Consider the following 20,396-nt stretch of genomic DNA (forward strand, 5'->3'; position numbering starts at 1 on the left):
GATCCCGCAACGCTGGCCGCCTGGGTGCGCGGGCACTGGCACATCGAGAACCGTCTGCACTGGGTCCGCGACGTGACCTACCAAGAAGACAAGTCTCTGGTCAGGACGGGAAACGCACCCCGAGTGATGGCCACCCTACGCAGCCTCGCAATCAGCCTGCTGCGCCTCGACGGACACGACAACATCGCCGCAGCGAACAGGCACCACGCCCGCGACCCGCAACGCACCCTCAGGCTCCTTCAAGCCGCATGAGCGACTATGCCGCGTCCCTGGGTGCGGAGGCTCCTCGCGAGGGTGGGGATCATCACTGTCGCAGCGACGAGATGTAATCCGAGGAGGGCGGTGATGGTGGCGGTGTTTGCCCCGGAGAGCAGGGGCGGGACGAACGAGATCGCGGTCAGCGACACTGTCGTCCATAGGAATCTCTGGGCGGGGCGAGCGCTCCAACGAAGAAGAGCGACGGCAATGGCGATGCCCACGACCGAGAAGAAGCCGGTCACCACGGCGAACCCGGCCAACGGGATCGTTTCGCCACCATCGGGGATCTCGAAGTCGACGCCGACGGCCTGGGCAAGCGCAGCGGCGAGGGTGGTGGCCGCCATCGCTGCGAGCGTGGCGATGAAGCCTGTGCCGGCGAGCCCGTGCAGTCGGTGGGTGTGGGTGGTCTGGCCCGATGCCGGGCCTGCGACGATTTCGCTGTTTTTCATGCTGTTCATGTCGTTCCTCCACCATTCGGTAACTGGCGTACGGGGTGTGTTGACGGTCCTTGCTCTGGGCGTGACGATGCGCACCCTCGCCGTGCAACGGCCGGGGTTCCGCAGGGCGCGGACGCCCGTGCCGCGGAGCCAGAACCCGGCGTCGCGTCCGAGGACCGGCCCGGGCTCGCCGTCGCGCAGCTCCAGCTGCACCCGCCCGCGGGTACGACGCCGAACGCGTCGTACCACTCCGGTGCGACCACCGCGACACGCTCGCCACCGCGCAGTGCGAGCGTCCGCACCGGGACTACTCTGTGCCGTCCGCCGGCAGGCGCTCCGGCAGCCCGAGCCGTGAAAACTGGTCGGCGTGGAACGTGACGATTTCGCTGATGGCCCCGCCGGTGATGCGCAGGGCGTCGATCGTCAGCGGCAGGTACGCGTCCTCCTGTTGCCGCCAGTGGTAGAAGGCGACGGCGGGCTGCCGGTTCACGGAGGTGGGTACGGCGCGCAGGCCCGTCATGCCCTCGAAGCCGCTCTCGATCCAGTACTTCACCACCATGTCGCGGCCGACGTACAGGCCCGGCGTGGGCGGCATCGAGGATCGGACGTCATCCCGCACCATCGAGGCGAGCGCCGGGATGTCCGTGGCCACGCTGGCCTCGGTAAAACGGCGTACCAGCTCGCGCGTCCCGGCGTCCTCCTCGCCGCCGGTCCAGTCCTGCCGCTCGGCGGGCAGGTGCTCCCGCAGGCCGGCGCGGGCCCGCTGCAGCGCGCTGTTCACGGAGTTGACGGAGTCGCCGAGGAGCTCCGCGACGTCCTTCGCCGGCCAGCCGAGTACATCCCGCAGGATCAGCACGGCCCGCGGGCGCGGCGCGAGGTGCTGGACCGCGACCAGGTACGCCAGCTCGATCGTCTCCCGCGCGACGGCGACGGTCTCCGGCTCGTCCGCGTCGTCCGCGGGCAGCTCGTCGAGCAGCCGGTCCGGGTAGGGCTGCAGCCACAGCACCTCGCCGCCGGTCGCGGGCTCCGGGCGGCGCTCAGCGAGCAGGTCCAGGCAGGCGTTGGTGGCGATCCGGTACAGCCAGGCCCGGAACGTCGACCGCCCCTCGAAGGTCTCCCGCCGCCGCCAGGCACGCAGGAACGTCTCCTGCACGGTGTCCTCGGCGTCCTGGAACGACCCGAGCATCCGGTAGCAGTGCACGTGCAGCTCTCGGCGGTGCCGCTCCGCCAGCCCCGAGAACGCCGGCTCATCGACCTCGCCCAGCCCGCTCCCGCCCAGACCGTTCACGCCCAGCTCCTCCAGCCGCGTTTCCGCACTCATAACGTCATCCTTCCGTCTCGTCGTGTCGCGTTGTAGGTATGACGGGTGCGGGCGGGATAACTCATCACTCGGTCGGTCGGCACGGCTGATCCAGTGACGGCTCCTCGGCGGTCAACCGGCTGTCGTCTGGTGGTCGAGATTTGTTTGTGGGGCCGTTCGCAGGTGGGAACGGTTAGGCTCCGGCTTAAGGGGCGGGCGCAATATGCTTCGAGGACCGTACTGACCCTGGTTTTGCTGGACATCGAGGGGGATCGCATGACGGAGTCGTCCACCGGCTGGCAGCTCGACGGCATCACGTACTCCGGGGGTACGCAGGACGGGCCGCGTGCCAACGTGAAGCTCGCCCGGGCTGGGGAACAGGTGCACGCTGAGGGTTCCGGCACCGGGCTCGTCGACGCGGTGTGCCAGTCGATCTCGCAGGCGACGGGCGTGGAGGCGCGGGTAGTCGCGTTCCGGGCGTACTCGGTCGGCCCGGGCAGCGAGGCTGTCGGAGAGGTCGAGCTCGAGGTGGAGCTGCCGGGCCGCAGGGTTGCGGTACGGGCGTCGTCCACGGATGTCGTGGAGGCCGCCGGGCTCGCCCTCGTCGCGGCCCTCAACCAGTACAACGCGAAGCCGCCGGCACGGGGCTGAGACCAGTGAGATGACCGTGGTCCCGTGAGCGCGAGCGCCGCGGGTTCCGCCGCCCGCTGCGGTGCGTGAGTCCCCGGACGGTGGCTCGGTCGGGCCTGCCGGTCCCGAATCCGGATCCGAAGGGCGTCGCTGCTCGCGTCTGTCGGAGACGCCTGACAAGGTGCACTCATGCTGAATGAGGTGGCCGACGGAGTCTGGGTGCGGCAGAGCGAGTGGGTCTGGAGCAACGCCGTCGTGGTGCGCGGGGAAGATGGGTTGGTCCTGGTCGATCCCGGCATCGACGGTTCCGATCTGGGCCAGCTCGCCGATGACGTGGACCGGCTCGGCATTGCGGTGGTCGCCGGGTTCTCCACCCATCCCCACTGGGACCACCTGCTGTGGCATTCCCGGTTCGGCGACGTGCCGCGCTATGCCACCGCCGGCGGCGTCCAGGTTGCCAGTGAAGCCCGAGAGCGGGCGCAGGCGATGGCGGCGGAGAGCGCGTCGGGCATTCCTCTGGAGCTGATCGGGCTTCTCACCCCGCTGCCCGCGGACGGGGGACCCGTGCCGGGCGAGATCATCGAGCATCAGGCGCACGCCATCGGCCACGCCGCGGTGCTCCTCGCGGACCGTGGCGTCCTGCTCGCCGGCGACATGCTCTCCGACGTCCTGATCCCGCTCCTCGACGCTCGCCGCCCCGATCAGGTGGGCGCCTATGAGACGGCACTCGACCGGCTCGGTGAGGCTGCCCGGCACGTAGCTGTCGTCGTCCCCGGCCACGGGGCCGTTGCCGAGGGTCCCGAGGTGGCGGCCCGCCTGGCCGCCGATCAGGCCTACATCGACGCGCTGCGGCGAGGAGAGGACCCGGTCGACGCGCGTCTGGCGCAAGACTGGCTCTCCGGCCCCCACGAGTCGAACCTGCAGCAGGCCCGCCACTCATCGGAATGAACTCAGGCGTCATGGTCGCCAACCGGTGAGCCTCCGATCGACGGCGACGTACCGGACGCTGTTGGCCTCCTCAGCTGAGTAGCCTCGGGCGATGATCCCCGACGCGCAGGCTCGTATCGAGGCCTTCATCGCAGACTTCCATCAGGCGTGGGAGCGAGCAGGATGGGCCGGGACGGACTTCTCCTTGGACCCGGCCTTCTCGGAGGCGTGGCGAGCCGAACTGGCCCAGTTGGTCGATTCCCACTGTCTGCCTGGCACGCAAACCGGCGAGGAAGGCGTCCTGTCCAGCCGTCCGGCACACAGTCCTGCGAGCGAGTCCATCACCGAGGTCATCGGTCACGACGACCAGGTAAGCGTGCGATCGGTAGTCGAGCACGGTGGGCAGCGCAGGTACTTCGAGTACCGACTTGTGCTTCGTGAGGAGCAGTGGCGTATCGGCCGGATCCTGTCATTCCTTGATCCGCCGGGAGTCCCGCTGATCGACAAGGTCGAAGCCCAACGGCTGCTGAGCGCTCCGCAGACCGAAGGCTCCCTCGAGGCGATCGACGCCGATGTCGAGTTGAACATCCCGAGCCTGTTCGTAGCCGGTCGTACGGTCGCGCCGTTCGGCGAGCCGGCGACCCTCGATGTGCATCGACTCGGGGACATCACCTGCCGCTCGGGTGTGCTGACCGTCCGCGACTTCGGCTACATCGGCTTCGACCACGAACCGCTCGCCCGGCGAGTGCCTGCTGGGACGTACCCGGTCGAGGTGGCCACGGTTGCGCAGACAAACGTCGCGCTGCGCCTTCGGCTCTCAGACCTCCCCGCAGCCACCTGGCACCCCGCGAAACGCATAGATGGGACACATATCATCGGCGTTGACGCCGGAAATGTGGCAATTCTCGACCTGGCGAACCTCGTTCGCTGCGAGGCGCAGTGGGCGGAGGAGTTGTACGTTCGCCAGACCGAAGGACTCGAGGTCGCCCCAGGCACGACCTTCAGTCTGCTCGGTGACGTGACCGATTCGGCCATGGTTACCAGCGGCTACGGGGACGGCGCATATCCGTGTTACTGGGGTGTCGCCACTGACGGCACGCTGGTCGCCCTCGTAGTCGACTTTCTCGTCCTCGCCGTGGACAAAGAGTCGACCGCGACGGTGTGACCTGGCTGACCGAGGTCTAGCGTCTTGGTGAGGCAATCCAGAGCGACGGACAGAGGGGATCCGGACGGATGAGGACGGTGCGTGTGGTGCCGGCGACTGCTGAGATGTGGCCGAAACTCGGGCGGGTCTTCGGCCCCCGGGAGAAGAACCCCGCATCGTGCTGGTGCCAACGGTTTTGCCGGCACCAGGAGCCCGACAACCGGAGCGCGCTGCAACGTGAAGTCCTCGAAGCAGATCTGCCGGTCGGTCTGTTGGCCGTCGTCGATGACGACGTGGTCGGCTGGACGCGGGTGGTGCCGCGCTCGACGCTGCCGGGGATCACCGAGAACCGGGTACTTGCCCGCGTCCTTGATGAAGATCCGGACGCGTGGTGGGTGTCCTGCTTCGTGGTGCGCCGCGAACACCGTGGGAGCGGCATCGGAGTCGCGCTGCTCGAGGCCGCTGTGGACTGGGCGGCGCAACACGGCGCCTCGGTACTCGACGGTTACCCCGTTGACACCGACGGGCTCGCCGGAACCCCGTCACCAGCTGCCGTCTTCACTGGAACTCTTGCCATGTTTCGGCGGGCCGGGTTCGCCGAGATCGGACGCACCTTCCCAGCCCGGCCCGTGATGAGACGCGAACTCCTGCACCGTTAGCCGGGTCGTCGTGCTCAGCGCAGCGCCGGTCTCGTGAAAAGTCTTGCCGATAGCCTGTCGTATCCACCGGACGCCGTTCGTTGCGTTGGTGGAGGCGGACAGTGGGTCCGCTCGAGCCGAAGGAGCAGACATGCCTGAGTACCTCATCTACTTCAACCAGCAGTGGGTGGGTGACCACACCGAGGAGTGGTTCCGCGGGCGCGGGCCACTCGCCATGGCGGCAGTGGACGAGATGAAGGCTGCCGGCGTTTACGTCTTCGCTGGGGGGCTGGAGGAGGAGGACGGCCCGGTCTACAACGCCGACCCCACCGGTGGCGATGTGTTGGTCACCGACGGACCATACGTCGAGACCAAGGAGTTTCTGGGCGGGTTCGCTCTGGTGGACGTGGCCGACGACGAGGCCGCGAAGATGTGGGCGGGCAAGGTCGCGGAGGCATGCGGTTGGCCGCATGAGGTTCGCCGCTTCAAGCCGCGGCCTCGGACCGAGTGACGTCGACCGCGACCTCATCGTGGAACGACGGCCGTTCGACAATGAGGTCGCGGACTGCTCGGAAGGACCGCCGGCGGGCTGGTGCGGCTCACATCCCGGATTTCAGTACGTCGAACTCGCAGCCTGGCGAGGACGGGTCGAAGCCGTGCTCGACGAGCCAGCGGGCGGCGCTCAGGCTTCGCAATGACCACCACGCGCGGATCACGTCGAGGTCGACGTCGGCGCCGTACCCGGCGACGATGTCGGCAAGGTGCTCCTCGTGTCCGAGCGTCAGGATGGCGAGGTCGAACAGGGCGTCGCCCTGGCTCGCCTCGGACCAGTCGATCACGCCGGTGACCTTGTCGCCGTCGACGAAGACGTGGGTGATCTGCAGGTCGCCGTGCGTGAACACCGGCGTCCACGGCCGGAGCGCGGCCTCGGCAATCTCGCGGTTGCGGGTGACCAAGTCGGTGGGAAGGACGCCGTTGGTGATGAGCCACTCGCATTCGCCGTCGAGGCGCGCTGCGAGCTCGTCGCGGCTTCGACCGGGCCAGGGTGGCAGTGGCGCGTCGTGCAGCATCCGTACGGCGGCACCCGCCGCGGCCCACGCCGCCGGTGACGCGGTCGACGGCTCGCCGAGGCGGCCGAGTGCCGTCCCCGGGACGGCGGCGAGCGCGAGTACGGACGGCTTGCGCCACAGGATGTCCGGAGTCGGGACCGGCGCCAGGGCCATCGCCTCGACCTCGACGTCGATGTTCGTCTGATCAGCGTCGATCTTCAGGAACACGTCACCGACGCGCAGAGTCGCGCGCTCGTTATGGGCGACGACGACCTCGACCTCATCCACGTCGGCGATTATCGCGGGGATGACCACCGACGTCATCGGGATTACGCAATCATCCGTTCGGGGTGAAGGAGCGGCAACCGATCATGGGGTGGGATGAAACCCGGAACGTCCTCTGACGAGTGGAGGCGGGAATGCCCGGCTCAGCTAACCGCACTAATGCGCTCGATCATGTAGTGGTCGTGCTGTTCGAGAACCGGTCCCTGGACAACGTGCTGGGCCGCCTGTACGGGCCGGAGGATGGCAAGGCCTTCGAGGGCGTCATCGGGAAGGAGCTGAGCAACCCGATCCCCGAATGGGCGGAGCACGGCGCCGGCCGCACGGTGGTGCCGTACGGCGTCACTACCGACCTGGATTCCCCTAACCCGGACTCGGGTGAGGAGTGGTACCACACCAACACGCAGCTGTTCGGCGCGATCGATGACCACAACCGGTTCAAGATCGGCGAGGGCGTGACCGCACCGTGGAACGCGCCGCCGCCAGGTGCGGTTCCGGCCATGGATGGGTTCGTCGCCGACTACATCAGCACGTTCACCGCCGAAGTCGGGCGGCAGCCGACTTACGACGAGTACGCCCAGATCATGACCGGCTACACCCCGCAGCAGCTGCCGGTGCTGAGCGGCATCGCGCGTGAGTTCGGGGTGTTCGACCACTGGTTCTCCGAGGTGCCGTCGCAGACGTTCATGAACCGGTCGTTCTGGACGGCGGCGACGTCGTCGGGGCTGGTCGTGAACAGCCCGGTGCGAAAGTGGTTCACGAAGAACGACGCGGAGACGATCTTCGAGCGGCTCGAGCAGCACGGCAGGACCTGGAAGGTCTATGTGATGGAGCCGATGTGCTTGTCGTTCACCGGTGTCATCCACTATCCCCGGCTGAAGGACAGGCTGGCGACGCACTTCGTGCGGTTCTCGGAGTTCGAGAAGGACGCTGCGGCCGGGACCCTGCCCGATTTCTCGCTGATCGAGCCGGACATGATCGCGGGTCACGGCGACTACCATCCGGCGTTCGGCCGGTCGTTTTTCGGCGGCAACGTCGATATCGGTCTGGACCCGTCGTCGGCAATGCTGGGCGGCGAGGCGTTCCTGGAGCGGGTCTTCAACGCCTACCGGTCCGCCACTGCAGAGTCGGGTGCCAACGTCTGGAACACCACCTTGCTGATCGGGTGGGACGAGCCAGGCGGAACCTACGACCATGTGCCCCCGGGGCCGGTCCCGCCGCCCGATCCGGCCGCACCGGCGGGTGAGTTCGGCTTCACGTTCGACCGTTCCGGCTACCGCGTTCCCGCCATCGTCGTGTCGCCATGGGTCGAGCCGGGTTCGGTGTACAACGAGGAGTACCGGCACACCTCGCTGATCGCGACGCTGCGCAAGGCCTGGGACCTCGGCGCGCCGTTCACCCAGCGTGATGCCTCGGCACGCACTTTCGACCACGTGTTCACCCGCGGCACACCGCGCGATCCGCAGACCTGGGTCACCGTCGCGGCCCAGCCGCTGCCGGCCTGGACGATCGACTACAAAACCATGGGCAAGGCCCTGGGCTATCTGGGCAAGGACGTCGCACCCGGCATCATCGAGCACGCCAGACAGTTGGGGGTCGAACTCCCATCGCAACTGGACGACCCTTCCGCCGAACTAACGCCGCAACTCATCGTCGACGTCATCAGGGACGTCGCCTTCCACTACTTCCCCCAGCTGGCCTCAGGCGATAGCCACTGAGCCGAGTCGGACCGGCGATTTGGTCGGCCGCCCGGCCCGCTTCGGGCCTGCGACGTACGCCAATCCTCCCGCAGGGGTGATGTTGTGGGCCGAGATCTGCGGAATCGTCGGACGGGTACGCGGAATGCAGGGTGGGGGACTCCGGCTCGTCCGACGAGCGGCGCCTGCGGAGGACAGGAGGGGGCCGATCGTGCCGACGAAAGTTCAACATCTGAGTCTGGATGAGCGCAAAGCACGAGGCCTGGAGGCTCGCGCGCGAGTGTCGCCGGACAGTCACGAAGGGTGGAGGCCCGCGCCGGACCGGCCGGACCCTGTCGCACTCATCGAGGAACAGAACCTCCGGCGTGACGCGGACCTGGTTCCGGTGCGGCACGGCCGGATGATGGCCTCGCCGTTCACGTTCTACCGCGGTGCCGCCAAGATCATGGCCGAGGACCTTGCCAAGACACCGACGGCCGGTCTCGAGGTCCAACTGTGCGGGGACGCCCACCTGTCGAACTTCGGCGTCTACGCCTCGCCGGAGCGGACGCTGCTCTTCGACATCAACGACTTCGACGAGACCCTTCCGGGCCCGTTCGAGTACGACGTCAAACGTCTGGCAGCGAGTCTCATGGTGGCGGCACAGAACAACGGCTGCTCGGAGTCGGATGCTCGTGCAATCACGAAGGCCTGTGCCACGTCCTACCGGGAGGCGATGGCCGAGTTCGCCGCCATGAAAACCCTCGACGTCTGGTACGCCCGCACCGCCGAGGAGCAGATCAAGGAGTCGGTGAACGCCTTCTTCGCCGGAGCCGACGGAAAGGGCAAAGGCAAGGGATCCAAGAAGGACAAGACCAAGCTCGCCGGCGAGCCGGCCGGTATGAGCGGAATGACGCCGAAGCAGGTGAAAGAGGCCCAGAAGCGGTTCGAGAAGAACGCGCTGAAGGCGCACTCCCGCAACAGCGATCAGGCCCTCTCCAAGCTCAGCGAGGAGGTCGACGGCCGCTACCGCATCACCAGTGTCCCACCGGTCATCGTCCCCGCGCGCGAACTGCACGCGACGTACGGCCTGCAGCCCGGGGCTCTCGAGGAGGTCGTCGTCGACCTGTTCCGGGACTACCGGTCCACCCTTCGACCCGACCTTCGGCAACTTCTGGAGCGCTTCGAGATCATCGACTGGGCACGGAAGGTCGTCGGCGTCGGCAGCGTCGGAACCCGAGCGTTCATCGTCCTGTTGCAGGGCCGTGACCGCGGCGATCCGCTGTTCCTCCAAGTCAAGGAAGCCACCCGGTCGGTTCTCGAAGGAACCTTGCGCAAGAGCAGGTTCAAGCAAGCCGGCGAGCGCGTGGTGCAGGGCCAGCGATTGATGCAGGCCAGCAGCGACATCTTCCTGGGCTGGTCCAAAGGTGTTCAGGCCGACCGCTACTTCTACTGGCGCCAACTGCGCGACATGAAGGGCTCGGCGCTCGTAGAGCTGATGGCGCCCGCGACGCTGGCCTTCTACGCCCGTACGTGCGGATGGACCCTGGCCCGTGCACACGCTCGATCCGGCGACGCGGTCTCCATCGCCGCCTATCTCGGCGAAGACGATGCCTTCGACAAGTCGATCACCGACTTCTCCGTACGCTACGCCGCCCAGAACGACCAGGACTTCGCAGACTTCACCAAAGCCATCAGCTCGAACCGGATCGACGCAATCCAACAGGTCTGACCGCTGGAGGTAGAGCATGACTGTCAACATCGATGAGCTGGGTCCGGTCGACTGGGTCGTCGTCGAGTTCCCCGGTACCAAGCTGACCGGAGAGATCGCACCGATCCTGACCGACTATGTCGACCGGGGCCTGATCCGGATCCTCGACCTGCTGTTCCTCATGAAGGATGCGGACGGCAGCTTGGAGGCGTACGAGGCGGCTGATCTGGAGGACACCGAGATCGGGGAGCTGCGGAGGTTCGAGACCGAGATCGCGATGCTGCTCAGTGAGCAGGATGTCGCGGACCTCGCCGAGACCATCGAGCCCGGCAGCTCGGCCGCGGTACTCGTCTGGGAGAACCTGTGGGCCGCGCCGTTCGGTACGGCAGTACGGCACGCCGGCGGTCACCTGGCCGCCAGCGGACGGATCCCGATCCAGGCCGTGATCGCCGCCATCGAGGCCGACGCCGCTGAGGCCGAAGAGACCAAGTAGACCGAGGAAGGAGCCTGAGATGCCACTCGCAGCCCGACGCAGGCGCAGGACCGCAATGGCCGTGGGAGGTGCCGTGGTCGTCGCACATGGCGTCAACCGCCGCCGCGACCGTCGTGACGACCGTCGTGACGACCGCCAAGACAATCGCGAGGACCGCCGCGACTGACGCTTCCGAGCACCCAGGAACGACGCGTTGGTAAGTTGCGCGCCATGACTGAGCTCGGACCCGTCTCCTGGCCACCTGTCCCGATGAAGACCGAGCGCCTCGTGCTCCGTGAGCCCGAGGCGCGGGACCGTGCGGCGGTCATCGAGCTGTTGGCCTCGCCAGAGGTGGGTACGTACGTCGGCGGCGCTCGACCGCGTGACGAGCTCGAGCTCGCGGTGCCTGAGGTGCCCAGGCGGCGCCCTGGCCTTTTCGTGGTCGATCTCGACGGAGCGATGATCGGCATGGCCACGCTCGATCGGCGCGACGCGGAGCGTCCGGGTGACGTCCGTACGGATGCCGGGGAGGTCGTGCTCGGCTACATGTTCCTGCCGGATGCGTGGGGATACGGGTATGCCGCCGAGGCGTGCGCAGCCGTACTCGACTGGTTCGCCGGCGCGCTTCCCGGCGAGCCGGTGGTGCTCTACACCCAGACCGCGAACGGCCGCTCGATGCGGGTCGCGGCGAAGCTGGGGTTCACCGAGGTGGAGCGGTTCGAGAAGTACGGCGCCGAGCAGTGGTGCGGCATGTGGTCCGCGGTCACGCCGTACGACGTGCCCCCTGGATCGACCGATCTTGAGAATTTCTGGCGGTAGCCTGTCGGATCCGGGTGCGGCGTTCGTTGCAGGGGTAAGGGGCGGCCCGTGGGAGGTCGTCGGGACAACGAGTGATGAGATGCCGCGGTACCTGATACCTGCTGTCCGTGTGAATCCGGAAGGAGGGTGTCCGGAATGGGGCCTAGCATCTGGTCATGGAGCAAGAGTTCAGCGGCGAGGTGATCGAGTGGCGTGGTCCGGCGCCGTACTACTTCGTGGCCGTGCCGGAGGAGGAAGGTGCCGCGCTGCGGGCGGTGGCCTTGGCCGCCAGCTACGGGTGGGGGCTGTTGCCGATCCGCGCTCGGATCGGCAACACCGAGTGGAAGACGTCGCTGTGGCCGAAGGACGGTGGCTACCTGCTCCCGCTCAAGGACGCCGTACGCAAGCCCGAGCGACTGGATGCAGGCGACGGGGTGGACGTTCGGCTCACGTTCGACGCGCCGCCCCGTCAGCAGAAGCAGCCGCCGGCCAAGCGGGTGCGCACTCCCCGCCCGACGGGCTCCCGGGAGCCCGTCACCGCCGAGCAGCTCACGATCGTGCCGGCCAACCAGGCGGCTTGGGAGGACCTGCAGGCGGTCTTCGGCGCGTCTGGCGACACCGCGCGGTGCTGGTGCCAGCGGTATCGGATGCTGCCCAAGGAATCATGGGCGTCTGAGGGTCCCGAAGAGCTCGCCGCCCGGCTCCGCGACCAGACCGCCTGCGGAAGCCGCAAGGCACGGGCAACGAGCGGCCTGGTCGCGTATCTCGACAGCGAGCCCGTCGGCTGGTGCGCCGTCGCGCCGCGGGCGGACCACCCGAGGCTGCTACGCGACTTCCGTGTCCCCTGGCTGGGCCGCAACGAGGACAAGGCCGACACCACCGTCTGGGCCGTGACCTGCTTCGTCACCCGCGCCGGCTACCGGCGCCGACGGATCAGCCGCGCGCTCGCTCGCGCGTCCGTCGGGTTCGCCCGTGAACGCGGCGCCCGCGCCGTGGAGGGCTACCCGGACCTCGTGGACGGCGGGTCGGTCGGCACTCTCGCCATGTTCGCCGATGCCGGGTACGCCGAGGTGAGCCGGCCGGGCAACCGCCGCGCCGTCATGCGCATCGACTTCTGAGCCTGCACCTCAGCCTTGATCCGACAGATTCCTTTCGAGGACCTTCCGGTGTGACAGGGGGCGTGTCAGGGCGGTGTCAGGGGGGTGTCTGGGCTGATCGCGATGGTTGTCGCATGACAACTTCGGCGATTGCAGTCTCGGGGCTGCGGAAGGCCTTCAAGGACAAGACCGTCCTCGACGGCATCGATCTGGATGTTCCTGCGGGCACGGTCTTCTCGCTGCTCGGCCCGAACGGGGCGGGCAAGACGACGACCGTGAACGTGCTGACCACGCTGATGGCGGCCGACGGCGGGACGGTCCGCGTCGCCGGGCACGATGTCGCGACCGCGGCCAAGGCGGTGCGCAAGGTGATCGGGGTGACCGGTCAGTTCGCGGCGGTGGACGAGCTGTTGACGGGGCAGGAGAACCTGCAGTTGATGGTGGATCTGCTCGGTATCGGCTCCGGCGAGGGCAAGCGTGTCGTCACCGAGCTGCTGGAGCGGTTCGACCTGGCGGAGTCGGCGCAGAAGCCGGCCTCGACGTACTCCGGGGGTATGCGCCGCAAGCTCGACCTGGCGATGACGCTGGTCGGCAACCCGCGGATCATCTTCCTGGACGAGCCGACGACGGGACTGGACCCGCGCAGCCGGCGGACGATGTGGACGATCATCCGCGAGTTGGTGGCCGATGGCGTGACCATCTTCCTCACCACCCAGTACCTCGACGAGGCCGATCAGCTCGCCGACCGGATCGCGGTTCTCGACCAGGGCCGCATCGTTGCCCAGGGCACCCCTGACGAGCTCAAGCGCCAGCTCCCCGGTACGCACGTCCGCCTTAGGTTCAGCACCGTCGGCGAACTCGACGCGGCCGCGCAACTCTTCGCCGACTCCACGCGGGACGACGAGGCACTGGCCCTGCGGGTTCCCAGCGACGGCGGGACGAGATCCCTGCGGGCTGTGCTCGACCGGCTCGACGAATACGCACTCAGCGCCGAGGAGTTCTCGGTGCACACCCCTGACCTTGATGACGTTTTCCTCGCCCTGACGGGCCACTCCACGGAGGTAGTCGCGAAATGAGCACCCAGTCGCATTCGATCGTCATGTTGCGTCGCGACTTCAAGCACATCGCCCGGAACCCGACCTCGGTGTTCAACGCGGTCCTGATGCCGATCGTGATGATGTTGATGTTCGTGTACGTGTTCGGAGACGCGTTCAACGTCGGTGTCGACTACATCGACTACGCGACGCCGGGGCTGATGCTGCTGGCCGTCTGCTACGGCCTCGGAGCCACCGCTACCGCGGTGAACTCGGACATGACGAAGGGCATCATCAACCGGTTCAAGGTCATGGACGTCTCCCGAGGTGCGGTACTCACGGGACACGTCGTCGCCAGTGTGCTGACCAACCTGGTCGCCATCGCCGCCCTCATCGGGGTGGCCTTCCTGCTGGGATTCAGCCCGTCGGCGAGCTTCGTCGATTGGCTCGGCGTGCTGGGCATCGTCGTACTGCTCGGGTTCGCGACCGCCTGGCTCACGGTCGCCTTGGGAATGGCCGCGAAGTCTCCGGAAACCGCGGGTCTGGCCGCCGTGCCGCTGATCATGCTTCCGTTCTTCAGCAGCGCGATCGTACCGGCGGACAAGATGGGCGCCGGCGTCCGGCAGTTCGCGGAGTACCAGCCCTTCACACCGATCATCGAGACCCTGCGTGGGTTCCTCAACGGCTCACCGCAGAGCGGCGACGTGATCGCCGCCCTGGCCTGGTGCGTCGGGATCGCCCTCGTCGGATACCTGTGGGCGTCGTCCACGTTCAAGAAGCGAGCGTGACCTCGACCAGCTGAGTCCAGTCCGTCTCAGTGCCCTCCCGAACCGCCTCGGCGAACCCTGTGTCGCCGAGGCGGTTTCGCGCTGCCTGCTCGATCCGGGCGAGATCCGGGTAGGAGCGATTCTGCAGTCCGAGCACGCCGGCGCTGGCTCCGAGCAGCCGCGCGGCCTGTTCGTACTGGTCGAGCCTTAGTGCCAGGTCCGCGACCCCGACGAGTACCTGGGCGATCCCTGGTGCGTGCCCCGCCTGGGCCGCCGCCTCGCAAGCCGCCGCACGGTGCGTGCGGGCCTCGCTGAGATCCTCGGCGAAGTAGCCGAGCAGGTCCTCGGTGTACGCGCGGATGTTCGCCCCCTCCGCTTCGTCGCCCAGCAGGCTGGTCACGAGGCCGAGCTGTTTGTAAGTCTCCCCGGCGTCGCCGTTCCACCGAGCGAGTTCCGCCTTCGAGAGGGCGAGTTGAGCCAGCGTGGCCGGCCAGTTGACCCGTTCCGCGCACCGTTCGGCCTCGGCGATGGCGGCCGCGCTGGAGTCCTTGTCGCCCATGAGCCAGTACAGCTGGGCCTGTCGCGCCCGCATCCGGATGACATCGTCCATGGAGCCGACCTCGGTCACGACCGCGACCGCCTGCTCGTAGTACTCGCACGCGGCGGCGAACTCACCGCGCATGGTGATGCGGTCCGCCAGTTCGGTCAGGGCGAACGAGATCCCGAACCGCTCGCCGAGTGCCCGGAACTCGGTGAGCGCCGTCTCGAGGTACGCGTCCGCATCCCGCCCGCCGTGGCCGAGCATGACCCGCATCTTGCCCAGATGGAGCCGGGCCAGCGCGCGTACCCAGGGGTTTTCGCTGTCCAGCAAGGGTTCCCACGCGGGCAGGAACGAGCCCGGCTCCTGCAACATGCGTTCCAGCGGGACGACCAGCTCCAGCGACGGGTGATAGTGCGGACTGCTCCGGCCGAGCTGGTAGGCCTTGTGGATCCACTCCGCCGCCGCGAATTCGTCGGCCGGCCCAGAGCTCACGAACATCGAGATCAGCGCGTATACCGTCGCGCGGATCTCATCGCTCACCTCACCAGGCGTCTCAATGGCGGCCCGGAGCATTTCGTTGCCCTCGGCCTTGTGCCCGCTGAGCCACCAGTACCAGGCGGCGGCCGCAGCGAGCCGCATCGCCGCCGGCCCGTCGCCGGCCGCGATCGCGTTACGCATCGCGGCACCGATGTTGTCGTGCTCAGCCTCGAGCGCGGCAAGCCAGACCAGCTGCTCGGCGAGGCGAAGATGCGGCTCCGCGGTCTCGGTGAGTTCGGTGAAGTAGGCGAGATGCGCGTTGCGCGCCAGCTCCGATTCCCCCGCTTCCATGAGCCGCTGCCCGGCGTACTCCTTGATCATGCTGAGCATCCGGTACCGCGGCGCGTCGTCGGTATCGGCGACCACCAGCGATTTCTCGGTCAGTGCGGTCAGCAACTCGAGCACCTGCCACGACTCGACCGTGTCGCCCGCGCACACTCGCTCGGCTGCTTCCAGGCTCGCGCCGCCGGAGAACACCGACAGCCTGCGCAGGACCACTCGTTCGGCGTCGCTGAGCAGGGTCCAGCTCCAGTCGATCACCGCCCGCAGCGTCCGTTGCCGGGGCAGCGCCGTCCGGCTGCCGCCGGTCAGCAGGCGGAACACGTCGTCGAGCCGGTCGGCGAGCTGTTCGAGGGACATGGTGCGCAACCTCGCCGCGGCCAGTTCGATCGCCAGCGGCATCCCGTCCAACGCGCGGCAGACGCGCGCCATGGTCGACAACGTGTGGGCGTCGGTGCCGAGATCCATCCGCACCGCCTCCGCCCGATCGCGCAGCAGCCGGACCGCCGGAGAAGACTCGATCTCGCCGGGGTCGGTGTCGCCCGCGGGCAGGGCCAGCGGCGCGACCCGCCACAGCGCCTCGCCGGTGATGCCGAGCGGTTCCCTGCTGGTCGCGAGGATCCGCAGCCGGCGGCACTCCCCGAGCACCCGATGGGCGAACTCCGCCGCCGACTCGATCACGTGCTCGCAGTTGTCCAGGATCAGCAGCGCCTCTTGCTCGCGGAATGCGGTGATGACCCGATCAGTGGGTTCCACGTCCGATGGCTCGCCCAGCAGCGCGTCCCGCAGGCGGAGCGCGGCGAGCGTCGCCTGCGCCACGTCACTGTCCGCGCCGATGGGCGCGAGCTCCACCAGCCAGGCGCCATCCGGCAGATCGCCCAGCAGCGTACGCGCGGTTTCGGTGGCCAGCCGGGTCTTCCCCGCGCCGCCCGGCCCGATCAGCGTGGTCAGCCGATGGTCGGCGACGAGTTCGCGGACCGCGGCGACGTCAGCGTCCTTGCCGACGTAGCTGGTCAGCTCGGCGCGCAGGTTGTCTTTCCGGCTCTCCTGACGCTGTCCCACCTCGCCCCGCAGCAGTGCGACGTGCAGTGCGGACAGCTCGGGAGAGGGGTCGACGCCCAGCGCATCGGCCAGCGCTTCCCGCGTACGCTCGTACGCGAGCAAGGCGTCCGCGTTGCGACCGGCCGCGGCGAGGGCATGCATCAGTGCGGCGACGAGCCGTTCCCGCACCGGGTTCGCGGCCACCAGGTCGGTCAGTTCCGTGACCAGCTCCGCACCGTTGCCGAGGCTGATCTCCGCATCGAACCGGTCCTCCAGGGCGGCCAGGTGGAGCCCCTCGAGCCGGGTGACCGCCGCGTCGAACGCCGTACTGTCCTGCAGACCGACATCCTGCATGGGAGCACCGCGCCACAATCCGAGCGCCTCGCGCAGCAGCCGCACCCGCCGTGGATCCTCGTCATTACGGGCCTGACCGAGGAGGCGTTCGAACCGTACGGCGTCCACAGCGTCGGGATCGACCCTCAACCGGTAGCCGTCCGTCTGCCCCTCGACCGAGCCTTCCGGCAGCACCTTCCGGAGCCGGGAGGCCAGGCGTTGCAGGGCGTTCGCCGCTTCTGCGGGCGGCTGCTCACCCCAGATCCAGTCGATGAGCGTCGCCTTCGGGACTATGTGACCCGGCCTGAGCGCGAGAGCGATCAGCAGCCCGCGCAACCGGGCGCCCGGTACGTCGGTGAGGACGCCGTCGTCCGTGCGTACCTCGAATGATCCCAGAATCCCGATCTGCACCTGGCTGATCTTGCCATCATGGCGGCGGGCGGGTCAGATTCACCCCGGCAGGGTGACGTTGCCTTGACTTCCGGCGCCCACGATGGGGAGCGCCCGGTTGGATCGAAGGCAAGGAGTACGTCATGACCGCCTTTACGGTGTGGAAGTTCGAGGGCCCGGAGGACGCCGCGCACGCCGCCTCGGTCCTCAAGGGCTGCGAGCGGGACGGGCTGGTGAAGATCCTCGACCACGCGATCGTCTCCTGGCCGAAAGGCGCTTCGCAGCCGACCACCAAGCAGGCGCACGAAGAAGCCTGGCGCGGGACCGGGTGGGGGGCTTTCTGGGGAGTTCTCCTCGGTGCGCTGTTCTTCGTCCCCGTCGTCGGTGGCGTGGCGGGGGCCGCGATCGGCGCGATCAGCAAGATGACGCAGGACACCGGCATCACCAAGGAGCAACTGACGAAGATCCGTACCGAGGTGACCGAGGGGACCTCGGCCCTCTTCGTGGTCACCGAGCACGGCGATCTCGACCGGGTGGGCGAGCGCTTCCACAACATGCACAGCAAGCTCATCGCCACGAACCTCACCGACGCCGAGCGCCAGGAACTCCTGGAGACCTTCGGAGGCAGCTGACCCCGCCGGGCGTCAGTGGGTGAATTTCTGGACGATCATGAAAAGGCTGAGGATCAGGGCGATCGAGGACAGGACCCAGCCGACCGCGGCCAGCGGCTTGCCGCGGCGGGAGCCGATGCAGCCGTAGACCGCGAGGGCCACCCCGGGGAGTGCGAAGGGGAGCGGGGAGTAGGCCCGCCAGGTGTCCATGTTGACCGGCAGCAGGAACACCACGCAGCCCGCGAGCCCGAAGATCACCGCGAACACCGCCGGCCAGGACCCCTTGGGAGCAGCCGCCGGAGGCGGGCCTCCGGGCCACGTGCGCCCATGCGGGTCAGTCCACGGCTGTTGCGGTTGGCCCGTCCAGGGCTGTTGCGGCGGTGTGGGGGCGGAGGACGCATTCGGTTCGGGCGGGCCGTAGGTCATGGGGACTCCAGTCAGGCAGGACGGTCCCACATCCCTACCAGTCACCCCGGGCCAACCGAGGGTGACGTTTGCGTCAGCTGACGGCTTTCTTGATGAGTGTGGTGATGTGCTTCTCGACGGTGGGGGTCAGGTCGGTCAGGGCGTAGGCGGTGGGCCACATCGTGCCGTCGTCGAGGGTTGCGATGTCGTTGAAACCGAGGGTCGCGTAGCGGGTGTTGAACTTGCTCGCGGCCTGGAAGAAGCAGAGGACCTTGCCGTTCTTGGCGTACGCGGGCTGGCCGTACCAGAGCTTCGGGGCGAGCTCAGGCGCGTTGGTCGTGATGATGGCGTGCAGGCGTTCGGCGATCTCACGGTCGTCGTCGTCCATCTCGGCGATCTTCTCCAGGACGGCGGCCAGGTCTTCCGCCTTGCCGCGGGACGCCTTGAGTTCCTTGGCGTGCTCCTTCATCGCGTCGCGTTCCTCGGCGGTGAAGCCGTCGTACGACTTGGTGGTCTTCGAGGTGGTCTTCCGCGTGGTGGCCATCAGAGGTTCCTGTCTGCGTGATCCGGTGTGAACAAGACCAATGCTAAGAACCCGCCGACGCCCCACGCTTCTTGAAAACTGATCGATTGCATCGCAGTCAGGTCAGGGTCGTGAGGGATCGGACGACCTGGCAACCGGGTGGCCGGTGCGCAGATCCCGCCGACCGGCCGGCGAGTCGTCGGCCGCGGCGCGTGCTTCGCCCGGTTCGAAGGCGACCAGGTGGTCGAGTTCCGCGCGTACCCGGACCTGGCCGGAATGATGATGGAACTCGGCCTCCTGCTGGGAGCCGGCCGATCCAGTTGATCTAGGTTGTGGGGGTGTCGAGTTTCGCGGCGTTTCCGGTGGAGTTGGTGACCGAGCGGCTGCGTCTGCGGGTTTGGCGTACGTCGGACGCAGCCGAGTATCGCGCGCTCTGGGCCGAACGGGATCCGCGGGCGTTACACCGGATCGACGCGGACGGGCACCCGACGGTGGACGAGATCCGTGGGTGGCTCGCCGACAATCCGCTGAGCGCCGCGCCCGGGCTCGGGTTGTTGCCGATCGAGCGGAAGGACACTGGTGAGTTCATCGGGTACTGCGGACTGACCGTCGGCCGCGCGTCGTTCGACGAACCGGAGATCGCGTACGAGCTCGCCCAGCGAGCCCACGGTCACGGGTACGCCACCGAGGCGGCGCGCGCAGTCGTCGAGGCCGCGGCGCGCACCGGCCGGCGCCGGTTGTGGGCAACGGTGCGCGAGTGGAACGCGGCCTCGTTCCGCGTCCTGGAGAAACTCGACTTCTACCGCAGCGATCGAGTCACCGAGGACCTCGACCGCGGCAACACAATCTGGATGACGCGCGCCCTCGATCAGCCATCGGCGTAGAGCCGTTTGTACGAGACTAGGGCCGTGAACCGACAGGATGATCTGGCTGCTGAAGGTGAACCGGAGAAGGAGTTCAATCCCGGGATCGCGGGCCGATTGCCGAGGAAGACGGTGGCCGGGGGAGCGTTGATCCGGGATCGGGGTGGGCGCATCCTCTTCATCGAACCCACTTACAAGCCCACGCTCGACATCCCCGGCGGCATTGCGGAGTACGACGAATCGCCGTACGACGCCTGCCGTCGCGAGGTGAAGGAAGAGATCGGCCTGGACCTCGAGATCGGGCCCCTCCTCGTCGTCGACTGGGTTCCTGTCCTCGGCCCCTGGACCGACGCCCTCGCCTTCGTCTTCGACGGCGGAATCCTCGGCCGCGACCTCGAAGACGGCGGACTCGAAGACGGCGGACTCGAAGATGGCGGACTCAAGGGCGGCGGACTCGAGGGCGGCAACCTGGTCCCCGACCCCACCGAGGTCCGCGCCATCCACTTCCTCACCCTCGCCGAGGCAACCCCTCGCCTCCGCCCCTCCATGACCCGCCGCCTGGCCCTGGCCCAACACTCCCTCACCACCGGCACCGCGACGTACGCCGACTTCGGCCGCTGACCGGAGCCCGCTACCCCCGGCCGCCAGCAAAA

At 68.0% G+C, this 20,396-nt stretch carries 22 protein-coding genes and 1 pseudogene; 17 read left to right on the forward strand and 6 right to left on the reverse strand.

The window, feature by feature from the left end; genetic code table 11:
* Window positions 1-252 (forward strand): annotated as a pseudogene (locus AB0E63_RS18535) (ISAs1 family transposase); the annotation flags it as partial.
* On the opposite strand, the gene AB0E63_RS18540 reads toward AB0E63_RS18535, so the two are convergent.
* Entirely contained in the window at window positions 240-908 is a 669-nt protein-coding gene (locus tag AB0E63_RS18540) for a DUF6069 family protein (RefSeq protein ID WP_360367096.1), read from the reverse strand. The pseudogene AB0E63_RS18535 and the gene AB0E63_RS18540 overlap by 13 nt on opposite strands.
* 94 nt (window positions 909-1,002) lie before the next feature.
* Window positions 1,003-2,016 (reverse strand): RNA polymerase subunit sigma-70, encoded by a 1,014-nt coding sequence (locus AB0E63_RS18545; protein ID WP_360367098.1) that lies wholly within the window; start codon window positions 2,014-2,016, stop codon window positions 1,003-1,005.
* A 255-nt stretch (window positions 2,017-2,271) separates the two neighbouring features.
* Between AB0E63_RS18545 and AB0E63_RS18550 the strand changes: the two genes are divergently transcribed.
* The 5 genes from AB0E63_RS18550 to AB0E63_RS18570 all read left to right on the forward strand — a co-directional run bounded on the left by AB0E63_RS18550 (window position 2,272) and on the right by AB0E63_RS18570 (window position 5,845).
* On the forward strand, window positions 2,272-2,646 hold the full coding sequence (locus tag AB0E63_RS18550; RefSeq protein WP_360367101.1) for an alpha-isopropylmalate synthase regulatory domain-containing protein: 375 nt from the start codon (window positions 2,272-2,274) through the stop codon (window positions 2,644-2,646).
* Window positions 2,647-2,814: 168 nt separating this feature from the next.
* Window positions 2,815-3,573: an MBL fold metallo-hydrolase gene (locus tag AB0E63_RS18555; RefSeq protein ID WP_360367104.1), complete on the forward strand. Its 759-nt coding sequence runs from the start codon at window positions 2,815-2,817 to the stop codon at window positions 3,571-3,573.
* Between the two features lie 91 nt (window positions 3,574-3,664).
* Complete coding sequence (locus tag AB0E63_RS18560; protein WP_360367106.1) at window positions 3,665-4,717, forward strand: DUF4241 domain-containing protein; 1,053 nt, start codon at window positions 3,665-3,667, stop codon at window positions 4,715-4,717.
* A 68-nt stretch (window positions 4,718-4,785) separates the two neighbouring features.
* Window positions 4,786-5,355 carry a GNAT family N-acetyltransferase gene (locus AB0E63_RS18565; RefSeq protein WP_360367109.1) on the forward strand — a complete coding sequence of 190 codons (570 nt, stop codon included), beginning with the start codon at window positions 4,786-4,788 and terminating at the stop codon, window positions 5,353-5,355.
* Window positions 5,356-5,485: 130 nt separating this feature from the next.
* Window positions 5,486-5,845, forward strand: coding sequence for a YciI family protein (locus tag AB0E63_RS18570; protein WP_360367112.1), 360 nt, complete (start codon window positions 5,486-5,488; stop codon window positions 5,843-5,845).
* A gap of 88 nt (window positions 5,846-5,933) precedes the next feature.
* Here the strand turns inward: AB0E63_RS18570 and AB0E63_RS18575 are convergent, their stop codons facing one another.
* Window positions 5,934-6,707 carry an aminoglycoside phosphotransferase family protein gene (locus tag AB0E63_RS18575; protein ID WP_360367114.1) on the reverse strand — a complete coding sequence of 258 codons (774 nt, stop codon included), beginning with the start codon at window positions 6,705-6,707 and terminating at the stop codon, window positions 5,934-5,936.
* A 95-nt stretch (window positions 6,708-6,802) separates the two neighbouring features.
* Between AB0E63_RS18575 and AB0E63_RS18580 the strand changes: the two genes are divergently transcribed.
* The 7 genes from AB0E63_RS18580 (at window position 6,803) to AB0E63_RS18610 (ending at window position 14,241) form a co-directional block, all read left to right on the forward strand.
* Window positions 6,803-8,383, forward strand: coding sequence for an alkaline phosphatase family protein (locus AB0E63_RS18580; protein WP_360367117.1), 1,581 nt, complete (start codon window positions 6,803-6,805; stop codon window positions 8,381-8,383).
* A 190-nt stretch (window positions 8,384-8,573) separates the two neighbouring features.
* Window positions 8,574-10,073, forward strand: coding sequence for a DUF2252 domain-containing protein (locus tag AB0E63_RS18585; protein ID WP_360367120.1), 1,500 nt, complete (start codon window positions 8,574-8,576; stop codon window positions 10,071-10,073).
* Window positions 10,074-10,089: 16 nt separating this feature from the next.
* The gene (locus tag AB0E63_RS18590) at window positions 10,090-10,545 is read left to right on the forward strand and encodes a DUF6325 family protein (RefSeq protein ID WP_360367123.1); all 456 of its coding nucleotides are present in this window, start codon (window positions 10,090-10,092) and stop codon (window positions 10,543-10,545) included.
* A gap of 210 nt (window positions 10,546-10,755) precedes the next feature.
* A complete protein-coding gene (locus AB0E63_RS18595) occupies window positions 10,756-11,343 on the forward strand; it encodes a GNAT family N-acetyltransferase (RefSeq protein WP_360367126.1) in 588 nt (195 codons plus the stop codon).
* 155 nt (window positions 11,344-11,498) lie between these two features.
* The gene (locus AB0E63_RS18600) at window positions 11,499-12,440 is read left to right on the forward strand and encodes a GNAT family N-acetyltransferase (protein ID WP_360367129.1); all 942 of its coding nucleotides are present in this window, start codon (window positions 11,499-11,501) and stop codon (window positions 12,438-12,440) included.
* 113 nt (window positions 12,441-12,553) lie between these two features.
* Window positions 12,554-13,495, forward strand: coding sequence for an ATP-binding cassette domain-containing protein (locus AB0E63_RS18605; protein ID WP_360367132.1), 942 nt, complete (start codon window positions 12,554-12,556; stop codon window positions 13,493-13,495).
* Window positions 13,492-14,241 carry an ABC transporter permease gene (locus tag AB0E63_RS18610; RefSeq protein ID WP_360367135.1) on the forward strand — a complete coding sequence of 250 codons (750 nt, stop codon included), beginning with the start codon at window positions 13,492-13,494 and terminating at the stop codon, window positions 14,239-14,241. Before AB0E63_RS18605 ends, AB0E63_RS18610 begins: the two co-directional genes overlap by 4 nt.
* On the opposite strand, the gene AB0E63_RS18615 is transcribed toward AB0E63_RS18610, so the two are convergent.
* Window positions 14,225-17,362, reverse strand: a complete 3,138-nt coding sequence (locus AB0E63_RS18615; RefSeq protein WP_360367138.1) for a BTAD domain-containing putative transcriptional regulator — start codon at window positions 17,360-17,362, stop codon at window positions 14,225-14,227. The two genes, AB0E63_RS18610 and AB0E63_RS18615, sit on opposite strands and share 17 nt — an antisense overlap.
* A gap of 122 nt (window positions 17,363-17,484) precedes the next feature.
* Between AB0E63_RS18615 and AB0E63_RS18620 the strand changes: the two genes are divergently transcribed.
* Window positions 17,485-17,973 (forward strand): DUF1269 domain-containing protein, encoded by a 489-nt coding sequence (locus tag AB0E63_RS18620; protein ID WP_360367141.1) that lies wholly within the window; start codon window positions 17,485-17,487, stop codon window positions 17,971-17,973.
* Window positions 17,974-17,985: 12 nt separating this feature from the next.
* Here AB0E63_RS18620 and AB0E63_RS18625 read toward each other — a convergent pair whose 3' ends face one another.
* Together AB0E63_RS18625 and AB0E63_RS18630 are read right to left on the reverse strand one after the other, a co-directional pair.
* Window positions 17,986-18,210, reverse strand: a complete 225-nt coding sequence (locus tag AB0E63_RS18625; protein ID WP_360367143.1) for a hypothetical protein — start codon at window positions 18,208-18,210, stop codon at window positions 17,986-17,988.
* 241 nt (window positions 18,211-18,451) lie between these two features.
* Entirely contained in the window at window positions 18,452-18,901 is a 450-nt protein-coding gene (locus tag AB0E63_RS18630; protein ID WP_360367146.1) for a DUF1801 domain-containing protein, read from the reverse strand.
* A 138-nt stretch (window positions 18,902-19,039) separates the two neighbouring features.
* Between AB0E63_RS18630 and AB0E63_RS18635 the strand changes: the two genes are divergently transcribed.
* Genes AB0E63_RS18635 through AB0E63_RS18645 form a run of 3 tightly spaced genes read left to right on the forward strand, consistent with a single transcriptional unit; the run spans window position 19,040 to window position 20,364 of the window.
* The gene (locus AB0E63_RS18635) at window positions 19,040-19,204 is read left to right on the forward strand and encodes a hypothetical protein (protein ID WP_360367149.1); all 165 of its coding nucleotides are present in this window, start codon (window positions 19,040-19,042) and stop codon (window positions 19,202-19,204) included.
* Between the two features lie 14 nt (window positions 19,205-19,218).
* Complete coding sequence (locus AB0E63_RS18640) at window positions 19,219-19,764, forward strand: GNAT family N-acetyltransferase (RefSeq protein ID WP_360367152.1); 546 nt, start codon at window positions 19,219-19,221, stop codon at window positions 19,762-19,764.
* A 24-nt stretch (window positions 19,765-19,788) separates the two neighbouring features.
* The gene (locus tag AB0E63_RS18645; RefSeq protein ID WP_360367155.1) at window positions 19,789-20,364 is read left to right on the forward strand and encodes an NUDIX hydrolase; all 576 of its coding nucleotides are present in this window, start codon (window positions 19,789-19,791) and stop codon (window positions 20,362-20,364) included.
* The last annotated feature ends 32 nt before the right edge of the window (window positions 20,365-20,396 follow it).

The organism is Kribbella sp. NPDC026596 (assembly GCF_040638415.1).
Taxonomy (GTDB): Bacteria; Actinomycetota; Actinomycetes; order Propionibacteriales; family Kribbellaceae; genus Kribbella.

Excerpts from the sequence above, each read along its gene's own strand:
- AB0E63_RS18545 (WP_360367098.1), bottom strand. The coding sequence starts at position 2,016 with ATGAGTGCGGAAACGCGGCTGGAGGAGCTGGGCGTGAACGGTCTGGGC.
- AB0E63_RS18550 (WP_360367101.1), top strand. The coding sequence starts at position 2,272 with ATGACGGAGTCGTCCACCGGCTGGCAGCTCGACGGCATCACGTACTCC.
- AB0E63_RS18555 (WP_360367104.1), top strand. The coding sequence starts at position 2,815 with ATGCTGAATGAGGTGGCCGACGGAGTCTGGGTGCGGCAGAGCGAGTGG.
- AB0E63_RS18560 (WP_360367106.1), top strand. The coding sequence starts at position 3,665 with ATGATCCCCGACGCGCAGGCTCGTATCGAGGCCTTCATCGCAGACTTC.
- AB0E63_RS18565 (WP_360367109.1), top strand. The coding sequence starts at position 4,786 with ATGAGGACGGTGCGTGTGGTGCCGGCGACTGCTGAGATGTGGCCGAAA.
- AB0E63_RS18570 (WP_360367112.1), top strand. The coding sequence starts at position 5,486 with ATGCCTGAGTACCTCATCTACTTCAACCAGCAGTGGGTGGGTGACCAC.
- AB0E63_RS18575 (WP_360367114.1), bottom strand. The coding sequence starts at position 6,707 with ATGACGTCGGTGGTCATCCCCGCGATAATCGCCGACGTGGATGAGGTC.
- AB0E63_RS18580 (WP_360367117.1), top strand. The coding sequence starts at position 6,803 with ATGCCCGGCTCAGCTAACCGCACTAATGCGCTCGATCATGTAGTGGTC.
- AB0E63_RS18590 (WP_360367123.1), top strand. The coding sequence starts at position 10,090 with ATGACTGTCAACATCGATGAGCTGGGTCCGGTCGACTGGGTCGTCGTC.
- AB0E63_RS18595 (WP_360367126.1), top strand. The coding sequence starts at position 10,756 with ATGACTGAGCTCGGACCCGTCTCCTGGCCACCTGTCCCGATGAAGACC.
- AB0E63_RS18600 (WP_360367129.1), top strand. The coding sequence starts at position 11,499 with ATGGAGCAAGAGTTCAGCGGCGAGGTGATCGAGTGGCGTGGTCCGGCG.
- AB0E63_RS18605 (WP_360367132.1), top strand. The coding sequence starts at position 12,554 with ATGACAACTTCGGCGATTGCAGTCTCGGGGCTGCGGAAGGCCTTCAAG.
- AB0E63_RS18610 (WP_360367135.1), top strand. The coding sequence starts at position 13,492 with ATGAGCACCCAGTCGCATTCGATCGTCATGTTGCGTCGCGACTTCAAG.
- AB0E63_RS18620 (WP_360367141.1), top strand. The coding sequence starts at position 17,485 with ATGACCGCCTTTACGGTGTGGAAGTTCGAGGGCCCGGAGGACGCCGCG.
- AB0E63_RS18630 (WP_360367146.1), bottom strand. The coding sequence starts at position 18,901 with ATGGCCACCACGCGGAAGACCACCTCGAAGACCACCAAGTCGTACGAC.